We start from the raw sequence: 23,625 nt of genomic DNA on the forward strand, positions 1-23,625 counted from the left end.
CAATGAATAAAAAGGAAGAAAGTATTAAAGTTAGGTTAGAAAAATACCAAAAAGACAAAACAAATATAAATTTCGTTCTTGTTGTTCTAACCTATAAAACCGAGGATTTTTATAAATATAACCGGTCAATATCCAAATTCTATCAAAAACTTACAAACTCAAAAAGTGCAGTTGGCAAACTCACCAATCGGGAATGGTTCCAAAATATCCTTAATGGCTTTTACAAATTTCAGGAAACCCCTGATACAACGATAATTTATCTCGCATTTGAGCCAATTAAAGAACTCAATGTATTAGACCTTAAAACCCGGATAAAAAAGATTAAGCCTTTTCCGGAATCAATAGCAGTAGGAATAAACGATTATGAACTCTTAAACAGGTACTTTTTAAAACTTTTTGATTACAACTCGGGTGTAGAAGTATTCGGTGAATTAAAAAGAAAAAAACCACAGATTTTTTAGGTCTGTGGTCTTGTAATTTATTTGTCTTTACAATTCTCTCCAATGGAGGTCATATATTCAAGCACATAACCCATAGATTCTTTCCTCATATCCATCTTTAATTTTGGATTAACTTTTAATGATAGAAACAATTGACTTGCATAACAATACTCTCCAAACGCTGTTAATCCTTGACATTTGATAAGATTGTAAATCATATTCACCGCAAAACTATCAGGAGATTTTCGTAAAGCGTCTCCGGCAATTTCAAATGCCTCAACAACATCAAAATAATTATCTAATGCCTTCATATAGGCATAGCATATCAACTCATCTCGTGTGGCATAATATTTAAACGCCAAGTAGTCATTGTTATATTCAGATTGATAGTTTTTCTTCTTCATCACATACATCAAGAAAATCTTGCTTAACACAACTCCTTTGTGTTCCCACCCAAGCGAGTTGATAATAGCCAATTTTATATCTAATGGGTTGGCATCATCGTCAATGTAGTCCATCATTTCGTTTGTTATACTCCCTTTTGAAACGAAAGCTTTTTGAACGATAGGTATATCCAAATAGGCATTTCCAAAATCTGTTGAAGTCAGGGGTGAATCTGCAAAAACAAAGTTAATAGAGAAAATGAATAGTAGAAGTAGGATTGTTTTTTTCATATTTTCTTTTTCATAATTTTTTATTTTCTTCAATTAATTTTTTAATCTCTTTAAAATTTCTTGTTGCAACTAAAAAGAATATGCTAATTAGTATCGGTAAAAAAATTTTAACAATAAATATTATTATTCCTAACGAACCATAATCAGGAATGCTAATTTTAAGTTTATCATAAACATTATTGGCGGTATAAATCCAAATTATTTGAAAAAGAGCAAAAAATGAAAATACATAACCATATAATAATGCTATCCATCTTAAAAACAATTCTATATTCAATTTTAATAAATTCAATTTTTTCATATTATTCATCTTTTATCTATTGTTATACTCACTAACGCACTTTAAACTACAAAAATGTCTGTCTTCAACTTTCCAATCACAACCATTATGAATATTAAATTGAAAATCACGTTCAGAATCATCTTTTGCGGAACATTCAATGACATAAGTGCAAGAGTGTTCGTTGGGGGACCAACCATCAAATACCTTATTACACCAAGTGCAATTTCTTGATGTAGGTATATTTAAAATTTTACCACAAGTTCTACATTCCTCAGTATTATTTGATTCAACATATTCCGGAGTTGAATTTTGAGGGTTGTTTCTATTAGAATCATTTTGGGCACATTGATAGGAACAAAACACACCTTTTATATATTTTCCATTATTATAATATGGCATTTCAGAACCTATACCTTTATGGATTTCTCCATTTTCATCGGAAAAATTTTCAGTGGTTCCTATTTGAAGAATAGATAATTTATCTTGTGGTGACATATTTTCGTTATATGTCCAATAATAAGCATCACCCCAGTTTGTTTCTTTTCCACAAGAGGCACAAATTGATTTTTCTTCGTTGCCTTCATTATTAAAAGATGTTCCAACATCATCTTTAGTGTTATTTTTGCAACTGAAACAAATGATTAGTAAAACGGAAATTATTATTGGTTTTAATCGCATCATCCCTTTTAGTAAATTAGTTTTAAGAATTCTAATACTTGCTCTTTTCTGTCCTTGAATTCATCTGATATTACTATCTTACGCTTCCCCCAAGGAAGCTCTTTTTCAGTTAATAAAATGATTTCATTATCTCCTTTCAAAGAGATAGAAATTATGCCGTATTCGTTTAAATTTAAATACTTAGCTTCTTTTCGGTTTTCTTTTTTATGCCAAAAATAGAATTGTTCCAAGGCATCAATACTTAAAATTAAAAATTGTTCTTTTTGACTTTTATAATACTCAAAATACAATAAAAAAGGGAGTAAAAAAGTAACTAAAAGCCATAAAATGAACTGAGTTTGGTCTTTGTCTATGTGAAAGTTTTCTACAACATACAAACTTCTTAACGACAACATAACACTCAAAAACACCAATACTATTGACAGATAGTATTTGAAGTCATTTCTTTTTATCACAAACATTAAAGAACCTTGTTCCTTAATGAATGATTTTAATAGGTTGTTATTTTTCATAAATGGTCTGTGTAGTTTTTATTTATTCTTACTAGGCAAATAATCATCATCTAATTGATTTGAATAATTATCATTCAAGAATTCAATAATTTGATTTTTAAAAGGAAGATATTTTTTAGAAATAAAAAACTTTCTCGAATTGAACATTTTTTTGTAAAATTCCAATGTCTCTTCAGCATTCTTTATTTTATCGTAATCAACACCAATTTTAGCCCAAGTATTTTTTACAACTTTCGGTATGGAATCTTTGAAAACAATTTTTATTTCATCATTTTTAATAATTATAAAATGCTTAATAAATGAATTAAATGCATCACTTCCACTCCAAATTTCGAATTGAAAGTCCATTCCGTCATAATTACAAAGTATGTGGTCTTCTTGCAGATAGAAATTAATTTTAAATCCTTTGTGATTCCAAAATGTCATTCCGGCCGGGGAATGAAACAACACATCACCACTATTATAAAACTTTAATTTTTCAAGAGAATTTTCACTTGTGAGTAACTTATTTTCAGCCATTTCTGTTAAATTAGCTCTACTATGTCTCACTTGTAGAATCAATATAATAAACTAGCGTGAGACAGATTGCTATTAAATGCTCTTGGAGGTGGTCGAATACCTACGAAACAAATGTAATAGAACTGCTCACGCCATATCGTGAGCGATTGTCTTATACATTCCCGTTTCGTTTTGAAGTTTCGACCTTTCAAGAGCGGAAAATATAGCAAACGCTAGTTGTAATACCGATAAAAAACAACCCTCCTAAAAGGATTTAGGGTCAAATGTACTTAAAATATTTGAGTAAAGCAACCCCACCTAAACCACTACTAATCTGATGCTTGTGACTTCTTTATACTCATCAGCTTCAACCATTAGTAAAATATTATTGAGTTGATGAAACAGAAATTCATTGATGAGTTTGATAAAGTTTAAACTCATCCTCTTTGATGACTTCAAGTTGATTTCTTCGGTCATAAACTTCGGTGATATATATGATGTTACCCCCAACCGATTATCCATAAATTTCAATGAATTAATCCGGATAGTGATTTCATTGCCAAACTTCTTCTTAACCGATTTATTAAGAAGGTGATTGGCAATAGACAATGTCTTTGAAGGTGGTGTTGGTGAGGTAATCATATCATCATTAATTTTTCGCTTATGCCTTTAACTTTTAATACCGTATTTGTTGATTTATTAGTTAATCCGGCTATCTGTCTTATGGTTAATTTCTTCTTCAATAGTTTAACTATATCTGTATGTTTTTGAATGGTTTCTCCTTCTGTTTCTATTGACCCTGATTTTCTTCCAACCTTCCCACCATTCTTGATGTGATTACGATAACCTGAAATCATCCTGCTTTTAGTTAGTTGTGATTCCATATTGGCAACAGAAAATAATATCTGCACCATAAACATAGATAATGAATTTGGAGTTTTATCATCGTTCAATGTCTCTAAGTTGAAGTTCTTGATATAAATAGATACTTTCTTGTCGGTCAGGAGTTGGATGTTCTGTAATGATTGGATAACTGACCTCCCGATGCGTGAGAGTTCCCATACCAATACTTTATCTATGTTTCCTCTTTCTATCACCTCCAACATTTTTGAGAAAACAGGGCGGTCTTCATTTTTCTTATAACCACTTACTTTTTCTTCATACACCCCAACGAGTTCATAACCCATTTTGTTGGCATATTCAATAAGTTCTTTTGTTTGTCTTTCGGTGTCCTGACGATTACCTTCTGAAGACACTCGTGAATAAATAACTGCTTTTATCATATTGTCTCAATTTTATCCTTTGAATTACTTATTGGCTAACATACAGCGAAAAGTCAATAGGTCGGCGCGGGTGAAATCTATTTTTTTGATACACTAATTAATTTGAAACAAAATAAGATTTGAGATGGGGTTAAATTAATATTCACCGAAACTAAATATAAATAGTTGATTCAGTTTAACCCAAACCATTTTTACATTATCTGTGAAATATATTCACCCATTATTTCTTCGTACTCTTCTCTATCCTCATCATCCCATTCTATTTCTCCGTGTTCAATTTCAACACAATCCTCAAAGTAGGAATCTTCTAAATCATAGAAATCAATTTCTCTTTCTTCATCCTCAAAGAACTCCTCACAACTTTCTTTGAATTTTTCTTCATCTATAATGATTATTTTGATTTCCTTCCACGCATCAAATCTCATTTTGAATTTCATTTCTTTTACTTCTTTCTTTTCTTTTGTTTTCATTTTTCCATTTTTTTAAATTAAACTTCTAACTCTTGAAAAAGAATAATTGAAAAAAAATTAAGAGTCAAACGGGCAATGAAAATTTTTTTAATTTTTTTTAAAATCTTTCTAACCGCTGTGAATAAAGGAGTAGCATATTTTCTACACACACCCATTTTAACATTAGTTGTAGTCCGTTTCGTTAAGTTAAAATTTTACCTTAACTTTACGACTTAACATAAATGGAAATGGCTGTTGAACTCCGACTTAAAGAAGTAATCAAAGAAAAAAAGATTCACCAAAAAGACCTCGCTAATCAAATAGGAGTGTCTAAGGTCACAATGTCCTATTGGTGTAGTAACCAAACTATGCCGAGTATTGAAACCCTTGGTGTGATTGCGAAAACATTGAAAGTTAAAATTGCCGATTTAATCATAGAAAACTAAGTAACCCGAATGATTCAAGATTTAGAAAAGACCCTTTGGGCAACCGCAGATAAACTCCGCAACAATATGGATGCGGCCGAATATAAGCACATCGTTTTAGGTTTAATATTTTTAAAGTACATCTCTGATAGTTTTGAAGAGTTACATTCCAAATTACTGGAAGATAAATTATCCGACCCGGAAGATAAGGACGAGTACTTGGCAGAGAACGTATTTTTCGTCCCACCAACTGCACGATGGAAATATCTACAATATGAAAGAGCCAAACTTCCAACAATCGGCAAGGATATTGATGATGCGATGGATGCCATTGAAAAGGAAAACCCCAACCTTAAAGGAGTTCTTCCAAAAGATTATGCACGTCCAGCCTTAGATAAAAAACGATTGGGTGAATTGATTGACCTGATTGGTAACATAGGATTTAATGAACCGGGTCAAAAGAGCAAAGACCTTTTAGGTCGTGTGTATGAATACTTTTTAGGAATGTTTGCCGATGCTGAAGGAAAACGAGGGGGTCAGTTCTATACACCTGAAAGTATTGTGAAATTGTTGGTTGAGATGTTAGAACCTTATAATGGACGAATTTATGACGGATGTTGTGGTTCAGGGGGGATGTTCGTTCAAAGTGAAAAGTTTATTGATGCTCACGGAGGTAGATTAGATGATATATCGGTATATGGGCAAGAGAGCAACCCAACTACTTACCGATTAGCTAAAATGAACCTTGCCATTCGTGGTATTGATGCCAAGATTGAATTAGGTGATACCTTCCATAATGACCGACACAAAGACCTTCAGGTTGATTACGCCATAATGAATCCACCTTTCAATATCTCTGATTATGGTGCCGAGTCTTTACAGGATTCTCATATGTGGAAGTATGGAGTACCACCTTCAAGTAATGCCAACTATGGATGGTTACAATTGGTGATAAACAAACTAAGTCCTAATGGTGTTGCCGGAATTGTACTTGCTAATGGTTCTATGACTTCCAATTCAGGTGGGGAAAATGAGATTAGAAAAAATATGATTTTGGATGGTGTGGTAGATTGTATGGTTGCCCTTCCAACTCAATTATTCTTCAATACTCAGATTCCGGCTTGTTTATGGTTTTTGGCACGCAATAGAACGAACGGCAAACTAAGAAATCGTAAAGATGAAATTCTATTTATTGATGCCAGAAAGTTTGGTTCATTGGTAACCCGTAAGAACAAAGCATTCAATGATGAGGATATAACTAAAATTGCAGAGGTATATCACAATTGGAGAAACAAAGACGGGAAATACGAGGATATACAAGGATTCTGTAAATCAGCTACATTAAAAGAAGTTGAAGAGAACAACTTTGTCTTAACTCCCGGACGATACGTGGGTACTGAAGACATAGAAGATGATGGAGTTTCATTTGAAGATAAAGTTGCTGTGATATCTGAGAACCTTAAATCTCATTTTGAGCAATCTATTGAATTGCAAGAACGCATTAAACTTAACCTTAAAAAAGTGGGGATTGAGTTATGAGTGAGTGGAAGGAGTATAAAATAGAAGATTTTTGTGAAGTTATAGGTGGAGGGACTCCTTCAACCAAAGAAGATTCTTATTATGGAGGTGAAATTTCGTGGATAACACCTCGTGACCTTACAAATCATAAAAATCGTTTTATTTCAAGAGGAGAAAGAAACATAACAGAATTAGGATTAAAAAACTCCTCAGCAAGAATATTACCCAAAAACTCAATACTTTTAACTTCAAGAGCACCTATTGGTTATCTTGCTATTGCAGAAAATGAAGTTTGTACGAATCAAGGTTTCAAAAGTTTAATAGTAAATCCTGAAAAAGCCGATTACAATTTTATTTATTATCTTATAAAATCTAATATTGAAAGAATAAAAACACTTGGTACCGGAACTACTTTTGCTGAAATTTCAGGAAGTGTAGTTAAGAAATTAAAATTCTCAATCCCCGAACTCCCAACCCAAACAGCCATTGCAGAAATTCTATCTTCTCTTGACGATAAAATAGAACTCAACAACAAAATCAACCAAGAGTTAGAAACACTGGCACAAACCCTGTTTAAGCAGTGGTTTATTGATTTTGATTTCCCCAACGAAAACGGAGAACCTTATAAATCTTCCGGTGGTGAGATGGTGGATAGTGAGTTGGGTGAGATTCCGAAGGGGTGGAAAGTTGAAAGGTTAGTTAATTTTATCAAGTTCATTAAGGGGAAAAAACCCCCCGAAGTTTTTGATAGAGAAATTGAGAACACTTTACCTCAAATATTGATTGAAACTTTAGACTCAGGTAAATCAATGTACGCAAGACCTGAAAAAATGGTAATTTGTGAAAAAGATGACATAATAATTGTTATGGATGGTGCAAGTTCAGGAAGAATTGAAATAGGTTTTAATGGAATTCTTGGTTCTACGTTAGCGATAATTAAATCAAATGGAATAAACAATAATCTTTTGTATCAATTCTTAAAATACAAAGAACAAGATATTAGAAATAACACTACTGGTGCAGCAATTCCTCATACAGATAAGTCTAAAATTTTTGAATATTTAATATCGTTACCAATAGAGAATATAGTTTCTGATTTTAGTTCTATTCAAGAAAATATTTTAAAGATGATTTTTACTAATAAATCGGAACTAAAATATCTAATCAATTTAAGAGATACACTTTTACCAAAACTTATTTCTGGTGAATTAGAAATTAACGAAATCAACAACTAATGGCAGTTATCTCAGAAGACCATATAGAGCAAGTTATTATTCAAGAGTTCATTGACTTAGGATATTCCTATGTGAATGGCGCAGATATTTCACCTGAGGGTACAGCTCAAGAACGTGAGTTTAACGAAGTGGTGTTAAAAAATAGGTTACACTCAGCCATTGCTCAACTAAACCCGAATGTTCCTTACGAGGCACAAGAGGAGGCAGTAAAGAAATTATTGAGAACCGATAGTCCTAATCTATTCCAAAATAATTATCAGGTTCATAAGTACCTCACCGATGGTGTGGATGTAGAATACAGAAAGGGAGATAGAATCGTTGGAGACAAAGTATGGTTGATGGATTACGAGAATCCAACCAATAACGAGTTTTTAGTGGTGAATCAATTTACCATCATAGAAAACAACGTAAATAAACGTCCGGACTTAATCTTGTTTATCAACGGGCTTCCTTTGGTGGTTATTGAACTAAAAAATGCGGTGGATGAAAACGCAACCATAAGTTCAGCTTTCAACCAATTACAAACATACAAACAAACTATTTCGTCTTTATTTCAATATAACGCCCTGTTAATCATCTCTGATGGTTGGGAGGCATTGTATGGTTCCTTAACCTCTCCAAAGCAATTTTTTGTGCCTTGGAAATCCATAGATGGAAAATTAGTTGCTGATGAGAATATCCCCCAAATGGAAGTATTAGCAAAAGGGATGTTGAATAAAAATGTGTTACCCGACCTTATCCGTAACTACATAATTTTCCATCAGAACAAAGAGCAAATTACCAAAATAGTCCCACGTTACCACCAATACTTCGCAGTTAATAAAGCGGTGGAAACAACCAAACTGGCTACCTCCGAAAAAGGAGACCAAAGAGCCGGTGTTATTTGGCACACACAGGGAAGCGGAAAGTCGTTGAGTATGGTATTTTATGCCGGTAAATTGGTATTGGCATTAAACAACCCAACACTTGTTATTTTAACGGATAGAAACGACTTAGACGACCAATTGTTTGATACTTTTTCTCAAAGTCAGGACTTACTCCGTCAAACACCGGTGCAAGCAGAGAATCGTGACGACCTGAAAAAAAAATTAAGTGTTTCGTCAGGGGGAATCGTTTTTACTACCATCCAAAAATTCCTTCCTGAAGTTGTAGATAAAGTGGATGTTGGAGAAGGAAAAACCAAAAACATCAAAGGACAATTTGAGCAATTATCAGACAGAAGAAATATTGTTGTGATTGCCGATGAAGCTCATAGAAGTCAATACGACTTTATGGACGGATTCGCAAAACATATGAGAGATGCGTTACCCAATGCTTCCTTTATAGGTTTTACAGGTACCCCGATTGCCAATACCGACAAGAACACCCAAGCCGTGTTTGGAGATTATATTGACGTGTATGATATTCAACAAGCCGTGGAAGATGGTGCTACCGTTAGAATCTTCTATGAGAATAGATTGGCGAAAATTAACCTTAAAGAAGAGGAAAAGCCAAGAGTAGATGCCGAGTTTGAAGAACTCACCGAAAGTGAAGAACTCACCGAAAAACAAAAGCTAAAATCCAAATGGGCAAGATTAGAAGCTATAGTTGGTAACGAACACCGATTGGAATTGATTGCCAATGATATCGTGAAACACTTTGAATCACGTAATGAGATTCTTGATGGTAAGGCAATGATTGTGTGTATGAGCCGAAGAATCTGCGTTGATTTATATGCTCAAATTATAAAACTAAGACCTGAATGGCATAGTGACGACGATGCAGATGGTTCAATCAAAGTAGTAATGACCGGTTCATCTTCTGACCCATTAAGTTTCCAACCTCACGTTAGAAACAAGGCAAAAAGAAAGGCTTTGGGAGAACGAATTAAAGACCCCAAAGACAAATTAAAGATTGCCATTGTTAGAGATATGTGGCTCACGGGATTTGATGCTCCATCAATGCACACCTTGTATATTGATAAACCAATGCAAGGTCATAATTTGATGCAAGCCATCGCAAGGGTCAATAGAGTATATAAAGATAAAGAAGGAGGATTAGTCGTTGATTATATCGGTATTGCAAACGATTTGAAACGTGCCTTGGCATTATATACCGATAGTGGTGGTAAAGGAAAACCTGCCTTTGACCAAGATGAAGCCGCATCGGTAATGATGGGTAAATATGAAATCGTTTCTCAAATGTTCTCCGAACAACCCTTGGATAAATTAGTTAAAAAAGGATTTGATTATAAATCGTTTTTCACTATGTCTCCAAAGGAAAAACTTTACTTCCCCATTCAAGGTGCTAATTATGTGCTGGGATTGGAAAATGGGAAAGAGAGATTTATAAATGCGGTAACCGAACTTACTAAATCATTTGCCATTTCAGTCCCCCATCCTTATACAATGGATATCCGGGATGAAGTTGGATTATTTCAAGCCATAAAGACAAGGATTGTAAAGGTTACCCAAAGTGAAAGAGGTAAGACAGATGAGGAGATAGATACCGCAATCAAACAAATACTATCTGATGCCATAGTATCCGATGAAGTGATTGATATTTTTGATGCGGCCGGAATAAAAAAACCTGATATTTCAATACTTTCAGATGAATTTTTGGCAGAGGTTAAAGGAATGACCCATAAAAATTTAGCGTTAGAATTATTAAAGAAATTATTGAAAGGAGAGATTAAAACAAGAACCAAAGTAAATTTGGTACAAGCAAAAAAATTCTCAGAGATGTTGGATAGTTCTGTAAAGAATTATCAAAACAATTTAATTACCTCCGCACAGGTTATAGATGAGATGATACGACTTGCCAAAGAGATAAAAGAGGCAGATAGACGAGGAGAAGATTTAGGACTTGATTTTAGAGAGTATGCCTTCTATTCAGCCTTGGAAGTTAATGATAGTTCAGTAGCGGTATTGGGAGATGATATCCTTAGGCATATAGCACGTGAATTAGTTGATACCGTTAGAAGCAATACATCTATTGATTGGACGGTACGAGAAAATGTGCAAGCCAAAATGAGAATTGCCGTTAAGAAAATACTTCGTAAGCACGGTTATCCACCGGATATGGAGTTGAAGGCAACAGAGACGGTTATAGAACAAGCAAAACTATTAGCCAATGATTTTTCAGGGACTTCAACTTATACGTTGAATGGGGATAATTTAGGAATGGTTGCGGAGCCGTAACACATTAGAGCGAATTGAGCCTAATAACCCCAGTATAGCACTATTTTAATTAGTAAAAACATTAATAAGTTATTGATTTATAAATTGATTAAGTAGAAGTAATATTTTATAATTAGAAGAAGTAATTAATTTCAATGTATAAATAAATTAATGACCTATTAATAAGTTATGCTAGAAAGTAATTTTTTAAAAAGATAATTTTTTTGAAAAAAAAGTAAATAGAAAAATTTGATTTTTTTTTCAATTTATGTAAGCATCAAAAAAATAAATTAAATGGCGGACTTAAACTATTCAGAGCGTGATTATATTGAAAAGTTTTTAGGTATGAAAAGTGGCTATGTAATAGACTTTTCAGATAGAACTTTTCAAGAGTTTGTTGGCGAATCAACCGGTCTTGATATAAACGATAAAAAGTATCATTTTTCTTCAAATTCAAAAGCAAATCGCTTAAGGCAGTTTATTAAAGTTGAATCTAATTACACATTTGGTAAATTACTTTTCGCTTTTTGTGAATATTGGATTTCAAAAGTTCATATTGGAGAAATTGACCCAAGAGATGATGAAAAATTATACAAAGAATGTTTAAGGATAGCGGAAAGATTAAAACAAGAAAATATTGTTGATAATATAGACTCTATTAAACCAAACGTAGATGATAGGGACTTCAAATTACTAGCAAAATCAATAAAAGAAAGTATTGAAAAAAATGAACCGGAAGTGGCTTTGGATAGACTTCACACCTTTACATTTCGTTATCTGAGAGAGCTTTGCGTTAAACATCAAATTTCATTTGAAAAATCGGAATCATTAAATGGAATTTTTGGAAAGTATATAAAATTCTTAATTGAAAATGAATACATTGAATCAAAGATGTCAGAGAAAATATTAAAATACTCTATCAATATAATAGAATCATTTAATGACATAAGAAACAATAAAAGTTTTGCTCACGATAATCCAGTCTTAAATTACCAAGAAAGTTTATTGATTTTTAATAATGTTTCAAATACAATCAAATTCATTGATTCATTGGAACTAAGGATACAAAAAACCAAAGAAATAGAACAAACAGAATGGAATGATTTACCATTTTGAAAATATCTTAGAATATGATAGATAAAAGGTCACCATTTTTTGCTTACCGGTATTTAGTCACTCCTGTAAGTGAGCAGATTACAATAATTCAGGAACTTAATGAAAGTAAAGAGGCATTAATGAAAGGCGTTATTAAAAACCTTGCTAGTAATGTTAAATCAGAATGGATAAAGGGTAACAAACGATTTTTATTTTATAGTTTTCAAGACAAGGATGATATTTTTATCATAAAATTTGCTCGTGAGTCCAATGAAAATATTTATGTTGAAGGTGATAATGATATTGAAATAAAAGGAATAAAAGAAGCTAAGTATGTATATCTTATAATTGACACCACCAACCAAATAATTTTGGTCGAGAGAAATGTCTCTGTATTTCAACAAATAGAAAGTTCCGTAAATTTTCTAGCAGAATTTTTTAGAAGTCAGATGATAAAATATGACTATGTAGTAAATATATATCCACTAGTATCAAGTAAAAAGTTTTGGAACTATGTTGAAACGGCAGAAGAAATTTACGAGTTGTCACTTGTTATGAATGCTCCTAATATGGCTTTGTTTGGCAATTCAGACACGAGAGATGTACTACAACAGATAAAGGAAGCAACTAATAATGAAATTTTAGATATTTCGTTTAAGAATAAGGAAGGTCGTCTAAAAATAATGAAAGAGACATTGGGAGATTATATTGATTATGTTAGAGAAGTTGGGGGGAAATATTTACTTAAATTCAAACGTAACGGTATCCGAGAAACAAAAACTTCTGAATCTGATACATCAAAAACATACATTAAGAGGAAAAAAAATGAAAAATATTCAGATGATGAATTACAAAATATTAAAGACAAGCTGAATTCCATTCACAGATTAGAAAACCGAGAAGATGAAACAGATGAAGAATAATAGTAATTTTAGAAAATTATTCAATTTTATACTTGTATTATTTATAGGTTTCATATCTAATTACTTAGTACGGGAAACTAAAATATCATCTTTTGAAATTTTTAAAACAAGCAATTTATTCACATATTTTGGGGTTTTAATAGGGTTTGCTTTGACAATATATACTTTCGGACTCTCTATGGTATCTGATATAAAGTCTAAAATTGATAGTCATAAAAAACTTAGTAAAGATAAAAAGGAACAAATGTATTTGAGTCTTATAAGTGGTTTTGGAGAAATAAAAGGTGATATATGGCTAATTTTCTACTCTATTTTATTAATTATTAGCTTTTCAATTGCAAAAGAAATTACAAATCCATTTGGATGGAGAGTAGAATATCTTAGACTACCTGAAACAATTAATTTGACACTTTTTATTACCACAACTGTTGCGATGTGGGATATTATGCAGACTCTATTTAATCTATCAGAAATAAACCTTGAGTTAAATAAAAACGATAATAATTAGATTTAAGTAACTACATCTTTAACGAATTGGATAGACCTAATTATAATTATAAAGAGGATAAATCAACATAGTTTAATGATATATTGGAACGAGAATCTTGCAGAAATATTGCAAATTAAAAAAGGTTCCAAGAAATTAATCTTGAAACCTTTGATTTTATTAGTGGTCCCACTTGGGCTCGAACCAAGGACCACCTGATTATGAGTCAGGTGCTCTAACCAACTGAGCTATAGGACCGGTTATGAGGTTGCAATATTACTACTATTTTTAATTTATTGCAAGTGTTTTCTAAAATTCCTTACTAATAGAGACTTTACAAGTGATTAATAGAGGTTTAGAGTAGTTATATTTAACTCTTTTAAGTGTAAAACTCCATCATTTCAACTTTCGTCAGATTTGCATAAGTTATGCTTACAGGTCAAAAATGACCTTAATAGTGTAAAAATAGTGCAAATACCGTGTACACTTTTTTATGTACTCAAGTGCTACATATTTTAAATTATGGCAACTATTAAAATTGTACTTGATCAGCGCAGAAGAAAGAAAAATGAAACATTTCCAGTGGTATTAAGAATACGCCACAAGGATAGGTACTTTGACATCAAAACCAACTACAGTATTCATAAAAATCTTTTTGATGAAAAGAAGCAACTTATTTTAGGTAATATGGATGCAAACTTTAATATTGAAGAGCAAAAAGAAAAGTACTCTAAAAGAATTAGAGAATTTCTAAAAGAAAATATTAATTCAACATTTGACATCAATATACTTAAAAGGTATGTATTACAAAAACCTGCTGAATTGACTACCATAGAGGAGTTTTGGAAAGAAGTAATACAGCAACTTTTAGACAGTAATCGTACAGGAACTGCAAAATCCTATATAACTACACTTTCAGTTATATCAAAGATTATTGACTGCAATTGCATGTTCTCACAAGTGAGTTATAAAGACTTGATTATTATAGAAACTACTTTATTAAAAAGAGGTGTTTCAGTAAATGGAATTGCTGTGTACATGAGAACTTTCAGAGCTATATGTAATCGTGCTATATTGTATAATGTTGCAACCCTTGAATGGTATCCTTTTAGAAAATATAAAATAAAGAAAGAGAAAACTACTCCTAGAACTATATCAATAATAGAGATGCAAAAATACTTTGCTTATAATATAGATAATAATAACAAGCTATATAAATCTTGGTGTATAGGAAAATTGATTTTTATGTTAAGAGGAATTAACCTTACAGATTTACTTTTACTTAAAAAATCTAATCTTCATAATGATAGAATCATTTATAAGAGAGCAAAAACTGGTAAAATGTATAGTGTTAAGATGCTGCCTCAAGTACAAGAATTAATTAATGAATTTAAAGATGATACACAGTATTTGTTTGGAAATCTAATGGAACATTTTAATAAAGTAACTCTTGTAGAGATAAAACAATATGCAGACTTTAGAAAGAAACTTAATAAGAAACTTAAAAAAATCAGCAAATTAGTTGAGATAGAAACTCCAATAACTACCTACGTATTTAGATATTCTTATGCAAACATTGGCAAGCAACTTGGCTATAGTAAAGACTTAATTGCAGAAGCTCTTGGACATGAATATGGAAATTCTGTAACAGGTATTTATCTTGAAATGTTTGATAACGATATTATAGATATGATGAATGAAAATATAATAAAATCAATAATTTAATTATTTCTCTTGGTAGAATTACATAAATAGAAGTTACTTACTAAATTGGAAAATATCTAAAAAGAATTAGAAAATTGTAATGTTTCAAAAATCACACTCCAATTCATGTTATTATTATATTCTTGAATAGGAGAGTGATTTACACGATAGGGAAATATTTTTCCATCAATTCCTTTAGATTTTTCAGGTAATTCAATTTGTGTAATTTTAGATAATTCAACAAGAATTTCAAACACTTTATTGTTTTTATTGTCAAAATAATCAATATTTTCAACAATTAATTTTTGAACTTCAATTAACAAATTTAATTCTTTAATAGGTCTACCAAAAATAGTAAAATTTATATCTTCATAACTATAAATGCCATCTTCAACTATAATTGGAGCGTTAAACCCTAAAATATCACTTCTTAGAATTCTAATGTCATTTCTAATAGTCCGTTCGGATATACCTGAATATACACCTTGATATTCAGCTAGTTTTTCAGAACATCTATCAATTAGTAAATCAATATTACATTTTATATTAGGATTTGATAGACATTCATCAATAGTCTTGTAACGAATTAAAGCATTTAAATTAACTGGCATAATGTTTTTGTAAATAGACTGCAATAGTAAGTTATATTATTGCAGTGTTTCTACAAAAACAAAAAATAATTATTAATAACAATTATAAATCAATTTAAATGATGAAAAAAATATTTTAAAAAGAAAAATTAATCCTTTGTATGTGGAGGAAGCAATTCACAAATTTCTATCTTTAAGACAATAGAAATTGCATATAAGTTAGTAATTGAGGTATTAATTATCCCTCTCTCTATTCTACTAATTTGAGATATTTCTACTCCAAGTTCATTTGCAAGCTGTTCTTGAGTAAAACCTTTTGAAAGTCTTAGCTCTCTGAGTTTATTTCCAAAGGAAATTAATATTCTTTTTTTATCCTGTTTATCCACGAAATAAAATTCGATGAATAAACTAATTATTAGATAGGCATATTTGCTTATATTATTTAAATTTATAAATTTGTTAACAATACGTAAACTAAAAACCATAAATAAAATAAAAAATGTTAATAGTAGCTTTTATTATATATATAATTATTGCTTTTATAGCTGGACCGCTTTGGCCTTTACAATTATTAGGAGGTAAAGCTGGGCCCCTTGGTTATTTATTAGTAATAGGATGGATAATTCTTCTTTTAGCAGGTCTTTATCAATAAAAAATTAACAAAAAAAATTTAAAAGGGTAAAATTTTAATATTAAAAGATTTTACTTTTTTAATAAAATGATACATGAAAATAAAATTAGCATTAATTGTTATTCTATTTGGATTATTAACAACTCAAGCACAAGATAAAATAACCGTAGCTGTTGGCACTAATAGTACGTTTATTGAAACATACAATAAAAACTCTTGGTCTGGAAATTTTACACTTAATAAAGCATATAGATTAGGTCCTACCAGTCTTAAGACATTAAAGGATGGTGTAAAAACATCATTAAAATGGATTGAGTTAAATAATTCCTATTATAAAACTTTCCAAAAAGAAGTTTGTCGATTTAAAACCATGGAAAAAGAAAGTTTTAAGTTTCATGGTTATGTAGATGAATTTGCAGAAGAAATGACTATGATTTTTTATGGTGAATCGGATGGATCTTTTAAAATTGAAATCAAACCATACAATTCATATTCTATATTTATAACATTCACTAATTTAGATATGTTAAGAGGATTCAAAGACTTATTAGACGGAAAATCCGCTAATAATGAAATTGATGATATATTTAAAAAATAAAACTTCAATATAAAATTTAAAAACATGAAAACTAAAAAAAAAATTGGTTCAAAACTATTTATATTATTTCTACTAACATTTTATTCTTGTAGCCATAATGAAAATTCTCAAACTAGTAATTCAGACTTATTAATAGGTAAATGGGAATTTTTCTCAACAACACAAAATGGTGTAATACATGATGATTACAATCCAACTGGGTGTCATAGAAATTCATTGGAATATTTTGCTAATAATACGATGGTAGAGAATCATAATGACAATATACCTTCTCCTTGTACCGTTCATGTATATCCAAATAATTATACGTTTGACGGAACAACAATAAAAAAAATAACATCTTCAATATCATCATTTAACAGTACGGTTTTAACTTTAAACTCCACTACTTTAGTTACAAGTACATACAACGGTAGTATAATAAAAACCTATAAGAGAATAAATTAAATTACAATATTCAACATTAGAATTTATAGTTGTTTGTTTTTACAAAAGGATTTATATTAAATAAATAAAATAATTTAAAAATATCTATGACAATAATATTTATAACATTGGGATTAATTGTAACTTATTTTGTTATAGCTGCAATCAAAGAAGGAGAAGCTCGAGATACTATTGATCGAGAAAGAAAATTAAATAATAAAAAATTAGCTGACATTTATTTTCAAACAATGGTTAATCAAGAATTGTCAAAGCAAAATATTATTAATGATGCTAGAAAATTGTTTGTAAAACAGTTAGAAGATCAAGAAGGAATACTTAAAGCCACAATAAATGAGAATGTATTAAATATTTATACAGAAAATTACATAAATATAATTGAGGCAACTGAATTTGCAAACGTTTGGATAAACTCACTATTACCTTCAACGGGAATAGATTTTGTAAATGTTTATAATTCAGATGGAATTATTTGTGGTTCAGCGGAACGATTATAAATAAAACAATTTAATTATGAGTAAACCAAACACGATTCCAGAATTCTTAGGAATATTAGTTTTAACTGCTGTTATATTTTCAGTAGTTGGTGTTTTCATAGGTTTGGTTAGTGAAAAAATTAAAAGCTTAATTAATAATAATGAAAGCACAAATTTAGAAGATACAATTTCAATTAAAAAAAATGATTTACAAATTTCATCAGAGGAAAAGATAGAGCAAACTAAATTTAGAATAAGTTCAATGTTTTATAGCTTTTGTTTTTCTAGTGAAACAGCAAAAGATTTTTTAGAAGAATCTGAATTTCGTTTACAAATTTCTAAAGGATTGATGATTTCTCTTGCTGAGGAAAAAAACGTTGTTGAAAAAATTTTCAAGATTTTCCTTGAAAAGAAATATAATTTTATTCTGGGTGAAAGTAGCTATGGAACTTATAGATTAAATGGGTATAAATTTTATATAGATAAGATAACATGTCGTTTGGATGAAATTAACACATTTTTTGAAATTTTATATAATGACTTTGAAAATGTTAAAGATGAATCTGGAAATAACTTAGCAATTGCAAAAGAATTTATTCTTTACGTTAAAAGCTTCAAACCGATGGCAATTTTTGTTTTGGTATATGATCCTATTATTGAGAAATATGCATTAAGACGAGTATTTGAAAATGGAACAAGTATAAATTTAATTTTCTTGGACGACAACGAAGACTCAGAGGCTTTTGATTTTTTAACCAATTATGTATCAAAAAATGTTTTCTAATTTTTTTTCAAACTTTTTAAAAAAAAGTAAGAATACACTAACCCAACATCATGCCCCGACCTTTTTTAAGTTTTGGGATGTACCCGTACTCGTGAAATTGTTAAGTTGATTTATCAGCTTGTCAAATATTTCATAATGTGGGTTTTTCCGCTATGTCTAATCTATAAAAAACAAAAACTATGGTAAGAATCGTAGATTACAAAACATTCGAGAAAGAGAATGGAGAAAATTTTTACTGCCTTGTGGTACAAGGTGGTTTAGAAGCTGTTAAAAGTCAGCAAACAGGTAGAACTTATTTTACTGCAAGAACTGCAACTGTTCCAACTACATTCGATGAACAAACTTGTTCTGGATTAATTGGAGAGAAAATCAGTGGAGTAGTAAAGAAAGTTGAAACAGATCCTTATGATTACACTGTGACAGAAACAGGTGAAATCATTCAACTAAATCACAGATATGAATATGTCAGTGATGAGGATAACATTATTGAATCTAATGTTGTGCAGCACGATTTAGTGCACTAATTCTCTAAAAAGAAACATATGTAAGGAGCTTCAGAAATGAGGCTCCTTTTTGTTTTTATCAAAAACATATGTTTTATAATTTTTTAACAAATAAATACAAATAAAATTATGAAGCTACAAATAGCTAAACGTCATCAAGTAAAATTAAGACTAGGTCTATCGGGTGCATCAGGATTTGGCAAGACATACTCAGCCCTACTCTTAGCCTATGGAATAACAGATGATTGGTCAAAAATCGCAATCATAGATACTGAAAATGGAAGTGCTTCTTTATACTCCCATTTAGGAGGTTATAATGTTTTGACACTAACAGAACCTTATACTCCTGAAAGATATATCCAAGCTATAGAAGCCTGTGAACTATCAAATATTGAAGTAATTATTATTGATAGTATTACTCATGAATGGTCAGGAAAAGGAGGTTGTTTAGAAATACATGAAAGTTTAGGTGGACGCTTCCAAGATTGGTCAAGAGTTTCTCCTAGACATCAGTCGTTTATAGATAAAATTTTAAATTCAAATTGCCACATAATCACATCTGTTAGAAGAAAAGTTGATTATAGTATGGACTCAGATTCAAATGGAAAAAGTAAAGTTATTAAACACGGAACCAAAGAAATTACAAGAGAAGGATTTGAGTATGAATTGACAGCCAATTTTGAAATTATAAACGATAAACATCTTTGTAAAGCAAGTAAGGACAGAACAGGCTTGTTTTCTGAATCTCCAGAGTTTATTATCTCAACTCAAACAGGTAAAAAGCTAATCGAATGGTGTAATTCAGGAATATCTATTGAAGATGTAAAACTTGAAATTAAATTAGCAGAATCTTTAGAGGATTTAAAAATCATTTATGAGAAATATCCAAGTTTAAAAAAATCAACTCATCCATTAATAATGGGACGTAAACAAGAACTTGAAAATATTAATTCTCAAGTTTTATCAAAAGAAGAAATTATTCAACCATCAAAAAATGAAACAAATGGAATTAGTAATTAACAGTAGTATCAATGACCAAGTCATAGAGGAAAGTGAAGTTATTAATAAAACTTCAAGCTTTATAGAAGCCAATACACAAAAGGTTTCCCTTGACCATCTAAAAAAAGATTGTATTATTCCTGTGTTCTCTAAAGATAATGAAAGTACAATATCACATTATCAGTTTATAAATAAAGCTTATGAAGTAGTCCAGGAATTATTCCCAGATTTTACTCCTAAAGAACCTGACATTAGAGTTTCTCATGTTGTTAAAGGCAGAATCCCAAGTGCTATTGGAAAACCAGCTAAAGATTTATTAGAGGATGAAAAAACGCTTTATTACGAACGTTGTGCTTTCTTAATTGAATTACATCAAGCCAAAGAAGTTATTAACGGAAATACGCTTACATTGTCTGTTGGAGGCGTAAGATCATACAATCAAGAGAATCTTTACAGCAAGAAATCTGTAGAAAAATTCAAAATTTTTATTGGATATCAAAATAAGGTTTGCACTAATCTTTGTGTATCAACAGATGGATTTACTAATGAAGTTAGGATATCATCTGTAAATGAATTGCATACTGATATGTATAATTTGTTTAGTAATTATGATAGAATTAAACATTTAAGTTTGATGGAAAAGATGAATCAATTCCATCTAAATGAAAATCAATTCGCTCATTTAATTGGAAAAATTAGAATGTATCAATATCTTGAAAAGGATGACCAAAAAAGTAAAGGAAGATTTCTTTTAAACGATGGACAAATGAATTCTGTGGTAAAAGATTATTATACTTGCCCAAACTTCTCAAGAGATAAAAACAGAAATATATCTCTTTGGAACTTGTACAACATATTTACAGAAGCTAATAAGAGCAGTTATATTGATTCCAATTTAGAAAGAAATGTAAACGCATACGAGTTTATAAATATGACCGCAAATTCGTTGCAAAACAATCAGCCAAATTGGTTCTTACAATTATAATACTATAGCTTTTTTATTAAGAAACATCTAAAAAATATAGATACAAAAAAGCAACTATCTATTGTAAAAATGAACAAAAATCAATTAGCAGAAATGCTCAAATATAGCTCTCCAAATATAATTTACGTTGTAACTTGGAACAACATACTTAAACAGGTGTTTTGTCCTTTTAAAGTTCGAGTAAAAAATGATATAGGAGAACTATTTAGAAATCAAATTGCTTGGGTGGAAGAGGTGAAAGTAACCCCAGAACTTAAGACAGTTTACATTATAAATGGTAGTGCTTATTATTACTACCATTTTGATATTATTATATAGCCATGTGCTATTTCGGAGTTATGTTGAATTTTTTATGACCTTCCTTTTTGAGCCGTTCTCTCCGTTACCAAAAAAACACTGAAAAAGTAGTTAGCTAATTTTTAAGTCCGAATCAACCACGCTTTTGAGTTTATTATTTTGAAAACGTGGTTATTTGGCTTATTTATGTAGTATTCTTAATTATTTAACTTAAATATTGAAAATAATAACAAAAAAATTTGGAAATCTCATTTATTTATTTTATCTTTGCATAAAATTACATGAAATGTGTATTTTTAGCTTTAAAAACTCAAAAAAAGCACCTAAAAAAACGAAAAAAATCAAGAAAAAGCTATAACTCTTTATAGTATAGTCTGACTAAACAGACTGGTCTGACTAAATTTCAGATAAAAATAAATCAAAAAAAGAGGTTTCCCATGATGTAGTTTTAAATTAATAATTTAAAATTATAAAAAATGAATGATGCAATATTGCAAAATGAAAAAAGAATTAATGTTTATAATTCAACTGATTCAAGTTTATTAAATCAACAATCTATTATTACTTATGTTACTGATAGTTCAACTAGTAACAAAGCATCAATAAACCAAACAAAAACAAGGGAGAATACAAGTATAACTCAATCATCAACAGAACAATTCTATGACACTTATCCGCAATTTTTTCCCGACTTTAATAATATAGTTGTCCCAAAAAAACTAAAAAGGCATTTAGGTAGAAACATCCCTATAAATCTCTTGAAAAGAATAGACCCTAATAAAGAAGTAGCTGTAGAAAAATGTTTGATTATAGCCTCAAACTTGACCTCAACACTTTTTAGTGAAGAAAAATGGAAATCACTTTCTTCAAAAATATTGAACGAACAGGTTAAGAAAGGAAACGATAATACTTTTATATATAATTATGTTCTTGATGTTCTAAAATATTCAACAAATACAACAGCTCCAGTAATAGAAACAAAAAAAAATTCTAATGGAGTGGATATCTATCAAGAAGGGATTTGTTCAAAACAGTTTAAATTTAATAATAGCTTTTCTAATACAGGAATTAGTAACTATTTCATAAAAAACCAAGACTGTATTATTAAAAGAAGAAAATATATTTACAAAAAGCTTTCAATTGCAACATCCAATAAAATAGGAAATAATTTACTTAATCTTTATGGGTCTATTGAACTCCCAACTTTAAAAGAAATTAACAAAGAAGCAAAACGTTTAATAAAACTAAATTACGTTACCAAAAAAGGTAAGCTTCTTACATTTTTAAATCATAGAAATAAGGAGTATTACTCAGATTTTGAAAATAGAAGTTTTGTTGAAGAAAACATTAAAACATTTGAATATCTAACCAATAGTGGATTTATGATACCTATAGTTGGAAATGATAAATCTGGCGGTAGAGTATTTGATAGTTTTAATTTAATGCCAAGTTGGATAAGAAAACTTGTTAAAATAGACGGAGAAGGTATAGTAGAAATTGATTTTTGTGCACTTCATCCAAACATTGCAATGGCTATTTATGGTGGTTTTAAAAAATTCATAACCCATAAGCAAATAGCAGAAGAAAGCGGAATAAATATTGCAAATGTTAAGATTGAAAATTTATCTTTTTTTAATAAAAAGGTTCCTCAAATGAAAAAAAGTACTCTTTATGAATATTATTTGAATAACGAACCCGATATGGTTAAAAACATTGAAGCTGATAAATACAACTCAAAAGATTCACATAAAGCAACCTCTAAAAAATTATTTAAAAAAGAGGTTGACATTATGACTAAATGCATAATAGAACTAAATGCAAAGGGTATTTATGTTGGATATGTATTTGATGCCCTTTTTTGTAAAAAAAGTGATGCAAAAATAATAGCAGAAATAATGAATAAAATTGTTTTAGAAAATGGAGTTTTTACAACCGCAAAACATGAAATAAATTAAT

The 23,625-nt window shown here is 30.2% G+C and carries 27 protein-coding genes and 1 tRNA gene; 18 read left to right on the forward strand and 10 right to left on the reverse strand.

The features are described 5' to 3' along the window. Positions 1 to 2: 2 nt before the first annotated feature. Entirely contained in the window at positions 3 to 461 is a 459-nt protein-coding gene (locus tag ABD771_RS12930; RefSeq protein WP_345095227.1) for a hypothetical protein, read from the forward strand. A 17-nt stretch (positions 462 to 478) separates the two neighbouring features. Here ABD771_RS12930 and ABD771_RS12935 read toward each other — a convergent pair whose 3' ends face one another. The 7 genes from ABD771_RS12935 to ABD771_RS12965 form a co-directional block, all read right to left on the reverse strand. Next, complete coding sequence (locus ABD771_RS12935) at positions 479 to 1,114, reverse strand: hypothetical protein (RefSeq protein ID WP_345095229.1); 636 nt, start codon at positions 1,112 to 1,114, stop codon at positions 479 to 481. Positions 1,115 to 1,124: 10 nt separating this feature from the next. Further along, positions 1,125 to 1,415, reverse strand: a complete 291-nt coding sequence (locus ABD771_RS12940) for a hypothetical protein (protein ID WP_345095231.1) — start codon at positions 1,413 to 1,415, stop codon at positions 1,125 to 1,127. Between the two features lie 12 nt (positions 1,416 to 1,427). Continuing rightward, positions 1,428 to 2,078 carry a hypothetical protein gene (locus ABD771_RS12945; RefSeq protein ID WP_345095233.1) on the reverse strand — a complete coding sequence of 217 codons (651 nt, stop codon included), beginning with the start codon at positions 2,076 to 2,078 and terminating at the stop codon, positions 1,428 to 1,430. Between the two features lie 5 nt (positions 2,079 to 2,083). Continuing rightward, entirely contained in the window at positions 2,084 to 2,587 is a 504-nt protein-coding gene (locus tag ABD771_RS12950) for a hypothetical protein (RefSeq protein ID WP_345095235.1), read from the reverse strand. Between the two features lie 18 nt (positions 2,588 to 2,605). Further along, on the reverse strand, positions 2,606 to 3,136 hold the full coding sequence (locus tag ABD771_RS12955) for a hypothetical protein (protein ID WP_345095237.1): 531 nt from the start codon (positions 3,134 to 3,136) through the stop codon (positions 2,606 to 2,608). Between the two features lie 587 nt (positions 3,137 to 3,723). Then, a complete protein-coding gene (locus ABD771_RS12960) occupies positions 3,724 to 4,368 on the reverse strand; it encodes a recombinase family protein (protein WP_345095239.1) in 645 nt (214 codons plus the stop codon). A 191-nt stretch (positions 4,369 to 4,559) separates the two neighbouring features. Then, entirely contained in the window at positions 4,560 to 4,838 is a 279-nt protein-coding gene (locus ABD771_RS12965) for a hypothetical protein (RefSeq protein ID WP_345095242.1), read from the reverse strand. A gap of 221 nt (positions 4,839 to 5,059) precedes the next feature. On the opposite strand from ABD771_RS12965, the gene ABD771_RS12970 reads away from it, so the two are divergent. The 7 genes from ABD771_RS12970 (at position 5,060) to ABD771_RS13000 (ending at position 13,679) form a co-directional block, all read left to right on the forward strand. Next, complete coding sequence (locus ABD771_RS12970) at positions 5,060 to 5,263, forward strand: helix-turn-helix transcriptional regulator (protein ID WP_345095244.1); 204 nt, start codon at positions 5,060 to 5,062, stop codon at positions 5,261 to 5,263. A 9-nt stretch (positions 5,264 to 5,272) separates the two neighbouring features. Next, a complete protein-coding gene (locus ABD771_RS12975) occupies positions 5,273 to 6,781 on the forward strand; it encodes a type I restriction-modification system subunit M (RefSeq protein ID WP_345095246.1) in 1,509 nt (502 codons plus the stop codon). Next, positions 6,778 to 7,995: a restriction endonuclease subunit S gene (locus tag ABD771_RS12980; RefSeq protein WP_345095248.1), complete on the forward strand. Its 1,218-nt coding sequence runs from the start codon at positions 6,778 to 6,780 to the stop codon at positions 7,993 to 7,995. Before ABD771_RS12975 ends, ABD771_RS12980 begins: the two co-directional genes overlap by 4 nt. Further along, positions 7,995 to 11,174 (forward strand): type I restriction endonuclease subunit R, encoded by a 3,180-nt coding sequence (locus ABD771_RS12985; protein ID WP_345095250.1) that lies wholly within the window; start codon positions 7,995 to 7,997, stop codon positions 11,172 to 11,174. Before ABD771_RS12980 ends, ABD771_RS12985 begins: the two co-directional genes overlap by 1 nt. A gap of 273 nt (positions 11,175 to 11,447) precedes the next feature. Continuing rightward, positions 11,448 to 12,269: an abortive infection family protein gene (locus ABD771_RS12990; protein WP_345095253.1), complete on the forward strand. Its 822-nt coding sequence runs from the start codon at positions 11,448 to 11,450 to the stop codon at positions 12,267 to 12,269. A gap of 14 nt (positions 12,270 to 12,283) precedes the next feature. Beyond that, a complete protein-coding gene (locus ABD771_RS12995) occupies positions 12,284 to 13,171 on the forward strand; it encodes a hypothetical protein (protein ID WP_345095255.1) in 888 nt (295 codons plus the stop codon). Next, entirely contained in the window at positions 13,152 to 13,679 is a 528-nt protein-coding gene (locus ABD771_RS13000; RefSeq protein WP_345095257.1) for a hypothetical protein, read from the forward strand. The genes ABD771_RS12995 and ABD771_RS13000 overlap by 20 nt, the downstream gene beginning before the upstream one ends. 163 nt (positions 13,680 to 13,842) lie before the next feature. Here the strand turns inward: ABD771_RS13000 and ABD771_RS13005 are convergent. Beyond that, positions 13,843 to 13,916: transfer RNA gene (locus tag ABD771_RS13005), tRNA-Ile, on the reverse strand. Between the two features lie 264 nt (positions 13,917 to 14,180). On the opposite strand from ABD771_RS13005, the gene ABD771_RS13010 reads away from it, so the two are divergent. Further along, entirely contained in the window at positions 14,181 to 15,383 is a 1,203-nt protein-coding gene (locus ABD771_RS13010; protein WP_345095259.1) for a phage integrase SAM-like domain-containing protein, read from the forward strand. Positions 15,384 to 15,439: 56 nt separating this feature from the next. Here the strand turns inward: ABD771_RS13010 and ABD771_RS13015 are convergent, their stop codons facing one another. Together ABD771_RS13015 and ABD771_RS13020 are read right to left on the reverse strand one after the other, a co-directional pair. Beyond that, the gene (locus ABD771_RS13015; protein ID WP_345095261.1) at positions 15,440 to 15,973 is read right to left on the reverse strand and encodes a hypothetical protein; all 534 of its coding nucleotides are present in this window, start codon (positions 15,971 to 15,973) and stop codon (positions 15,440 to 15,442) included. A 128-nt stretch (positions 15,974 to 16,101) separates the two neighbouring features. Next, a complete protein-coding gene (locus ABD771_RS13020) occupies positions 16,102 to 16,338 on the reverse strand; it encodes a helix-turn-helix domain-containing protein (protein ID WP_345095263.1) in 237 nt (78 codons plus the stop codon). 339 nt (positions 16,339 to 16,677) lie between these two features. Between ABD771_RS13020 and ABD771_RS13025 the strand changes: the two genes are divergently transcribed. The 9 genes from ABD771_RS13025 to ABD771_RS13065 all read left to right on the forward strand — a co-directional run bounded on the left by ABD771_RS13025 (position 16,678) and on the right by ABD771_RS13065 (position 23,624). Beyond that, positions 16,678 to 17,181, forward strand: coding sequence for a hypothetical protein (locus ABD771_RS13025; protein ID WP_345095265.1), 504 nt, complete (start codon positions 16,678 to 16,680; stop codon positions 17,179 to 17,181). Positions 17,182 to 17,205: 24 nt separating this feature from the next. Then, positions 17,206 to 17,628 (forward strand): lipocalin family protein, encoded by a 423-nt coding sequence (locus ABD771_RS13030; protein ID WP_345095267.1) that lies wholly within the window; start codon positions 17,206 to 17,208, stop codon positions 17,626 to 17,628. Between the two features lie 86 nt (positions 17,629 to 17,714). After that, positions 17,715 to 18,122, forward strand: coding sequence for a hypothetical protein (locus ABD771_RS13035; protein WP_345095269.1), 408 nt, complete (start codon positions 17,715 to 17,717; stop codon positions 18,120 to 18,122). Positions 18,123 to 18,138: 16 nt separating this feature from the next. Next, a complete protein-coding gene (locus ABD771_RS13040) occupies positions 18,139 to 18,885 on the forward strand; it encodes a hypothetical protein (RefSeq protein ID WP_345095271.1) in 747 nt (248 codons plus the stop codon). Between the two features lie 179 nt (positions 18,886 to 19,064). Beyond that, the gene (locus tag ABD771_RS13045; RefSeq protein WP_345095273.1) at positions 19,065 to 19,409 is read left to right on the forward strand and encodes a hypothetical protein; all 345 of its coding nucleotides are present in this window, start codon (positions 19,065 to 19,067) and stop codon (positions 19,407 to 19,409) included. A 108-nt stretch (positions 19,410 to 19,517) separates the two neighbouring features. Then, positions 19,518 to 20,408, forward strand: coding sequence for an AAA family ATPase (locus ABD771_RS13050; RefSeq protein WP_345095275.1), 891 nt, complete (start codon positions 19,518 to 19,520; stop codon positions 20,406 to 20,408). Continuing rightward, complete coding sequence (locus ABD771_RS13055) at positions 20,392 to 21,372, forward strand: DUF3871 family protein (RefSeq protein ID WP_345095277.1); 981 nt, start codon at positions 20,392 to 20,394, stop codon at positions 21,370 to 21,372. The genes ABD771_RS13050 and ABD771_RS13055 overlap by 17 nt, the downstream gene beginning before the upstream one ends. Positions 21,373 to 21,441: 69 nt before the next feature. Further along, complete coding sequence (locus ABD771_RS13060) at positions 21,442 to 21,690, forward strand: hypothetical protein (protein ID WP_345095279.1); 249 nt, start codon at positions 21,442 to 21,444, stop codon at positions 21,688 to 21,690. 455 nt (positions 21,691 to 22,145) lie between these two features. Continuing rightward, positions 22,146 to 23,624 carry a hypothetical protein gene (locus ABD771_RS13065; RefSeq protein WP_345095281.1) on the forward strand — a complete coding sequence of 493 codons (1,479 nt, stop codon included), beginning with the start codon at positions 22,146 to 22,148 and terminating at the stop codon, positions 23,622 to 23,624. Position 23,625 lies beyond the last annotated feature (1 nt).

The sequence above is a fragment of the Flavobacterium chungnamense genome (assembly GCF_039539165.1).
GTDB classification, from domain to species: Bacteria; Bacteroidota; Bacteroidia; order Flavobacteriales; family Flavobacteriaceae; genus Flavobacterium; species Flavobacterium chungnamense.

Excerpts from the sequence above, each read along its gene's own strand:
- ABD771_RS12940 (WP_345095231.1), bottom strand. The coding sequence starts at position 1,415 with ATGAAAAAATTGAATTTATTAAAATTGAATATAGAATTGTTTTTAAGA.
- ABD771_RS12930 (WP_345095227.1), top strand. The coding sequence starts at position 3 with ATGAATAAAAAGGAAGAAAGTATTAAAGTTAGGTTAGAAAAATACCAA.
- ABD771_RS13050 (WP_345095275.1), top strand. The coding sequence starts at position 19,518 with ATGAAGCTACAAATAGCTAAACGTCATCAAGTAAAATTAAGACTAGGT.
- ABD771_RS12935 (WP_345095229.1), bottom strand. The coding sequence starts at position 1,114 with ATGAAAAAAACAATCCTACTTCTACTATTCATTTTCTCTATTAACTTT.
- ABD771_RS13040 (WP_345095271.1), top strand. The coding sequence starts at position 18,139 with ATGAGTAAACCAAACACGATTCCAGAATTCTTAGGAATATTAGTTTTA.
- ABD771_RS13000 (WP_345095257.1), top strand. The coding sequence starts at position 13,152 with ATGAAACAGATGAAGAATAATAGTAATTTTAGAAAATTATTCAATTTT.
- ABD771_RS12990 (WP_345095253.1), top strand. The coding sequence starts at position 11,448 with ATGGCGGACTTAAACTATTCAGAGCGTGATTATATTGAAAAGTTTTTA.
- ABD771_RS13030 (WP_345095267.1), top strand. The coding sequence starts at position 17,206 with ATGAAAACTAAAAAAAAAATTGGTTCAAAACTATTTATATTATTTCTA.
- ABD771_RS12995 (WP_345095255.1), top strand. The coding sequence starts at position 12,284 with ATGATAGATAAAAGGTCACCATTTTTTGCTTACCGGTATTTAGTCACT.
- ABD771_RS13035 (WP_345095269.1), top strand. The coding sequence starts at position 17,715 with ATGACAATAATATTTATAACATTGGGATTAATTGTAACTTATTTTGTT.
- ABD771_RS12960 (WP_345095239.1), bottom strand. The coding sequence starts at position 4,368 with ATGATAAAAGCAGTTATTTATTCACGAGTGTCTTCAGAAGGTAATCGT.
- ABD771_RS13060 (WP_345095279.1), top strand. The coding sequence starts at position 21,442 with ATGAACAAAAATCAATTAGCAGAAATGCTCAAATATAGCTCTCCAAAT.
- ABD771_RS13055 (WP_345095277.1), top strand. The coding sequence starts at position 20,392 with ATGGAATTAGTAATTAACAGTAGTATCAATGACCAAGTCATAGAGGAA.
- ABD771_RS12985 (WP_345095250.1), top strand. The coding sequence starts at position 7,995 with ATGGCAGTTATCTCAGAAGACCATATAGAGCAAGTTATTATTCAAGAG.
- ABD771_RS12970 (WP_345095244.1), top strand. The coding sequence starts at position 5,060 with ATGGAAATGGCTGTTGAACTCCGACTTAAAGAAGTAATCAAAGAAAAA.
- ABD771_RS13065 (WP_345095281.1), top strand. The coding sequence starts at position 22,146 with ATGAATGATGCAATATTGCAAAATGAAAAAAGAATTAATGTTTATAAT.
- ABD771_RS13045 (WP_345095273.1), top strand. The coding sequence starts at position 19,065 with ATGGTAAGAATCGTAGATTACAAAACATTCGAGAAAGAGAATGGAGAA.
- ABD771_RS12975 (WP_345095246.1), top strand. The coding sequence starts at position 5,273 with ATGATTCAAGATTTAGAAAAGACCCTTTGGGCAACCGCAGATAAACTC.
- ABD771_RS13025 (WP_345095265.1), top strand. The coding sequence starts at position 16,678 with ATGAAAATAAAATTAGCATTAATTGTTATTCTATTTGGATTATTAACA.
- ABD771_RS13010 (WP_345095259.1), top strand. The coding sequence starts at position 14,181 with ATGGCAACTATTAAAATTGTACTTGATCAGCGCAGAAGAAAGAAAAAT.
- ABD771_RS12965 (WP_345095242.1), bottom strand. The coding sequence starts at position 4,838 with ATGAAAACAAAAGAAAAGAAAGAAGTAAAAGAAATGAAATTCAAAATG.
- ABD771_RS12950 (WP_345095235.1), bottom strand. The coding sequence starts at position 2,587 with ATGAAAAATAACAACCTATTAAAATCATTCATTAAGGAACAAGGTTCT.
- ABD771_RS12980 (WP_345095248.1), top strand. The coding sequence starts at position 6,778 with ATGAGTGAGTGGAAGGAGTATAAAATAGAAGATTTTTGTGAAGTTATA.
- ABD771_RS12945 (WP_345095233.1), bottom strand. The coding sequence starts at position 2,078 with ATGATGCGATTAAAACCAATAATAATTTCCGTTTTACTAATCATTTGT.
- ABD771_RS13015 (WP_345095261.1), bottom strand. The coding sequence starts at position 15,973 with ATGCCAGTTAATTTAAATGCTTTAATTCGTTACAAGACTATTGATGAA.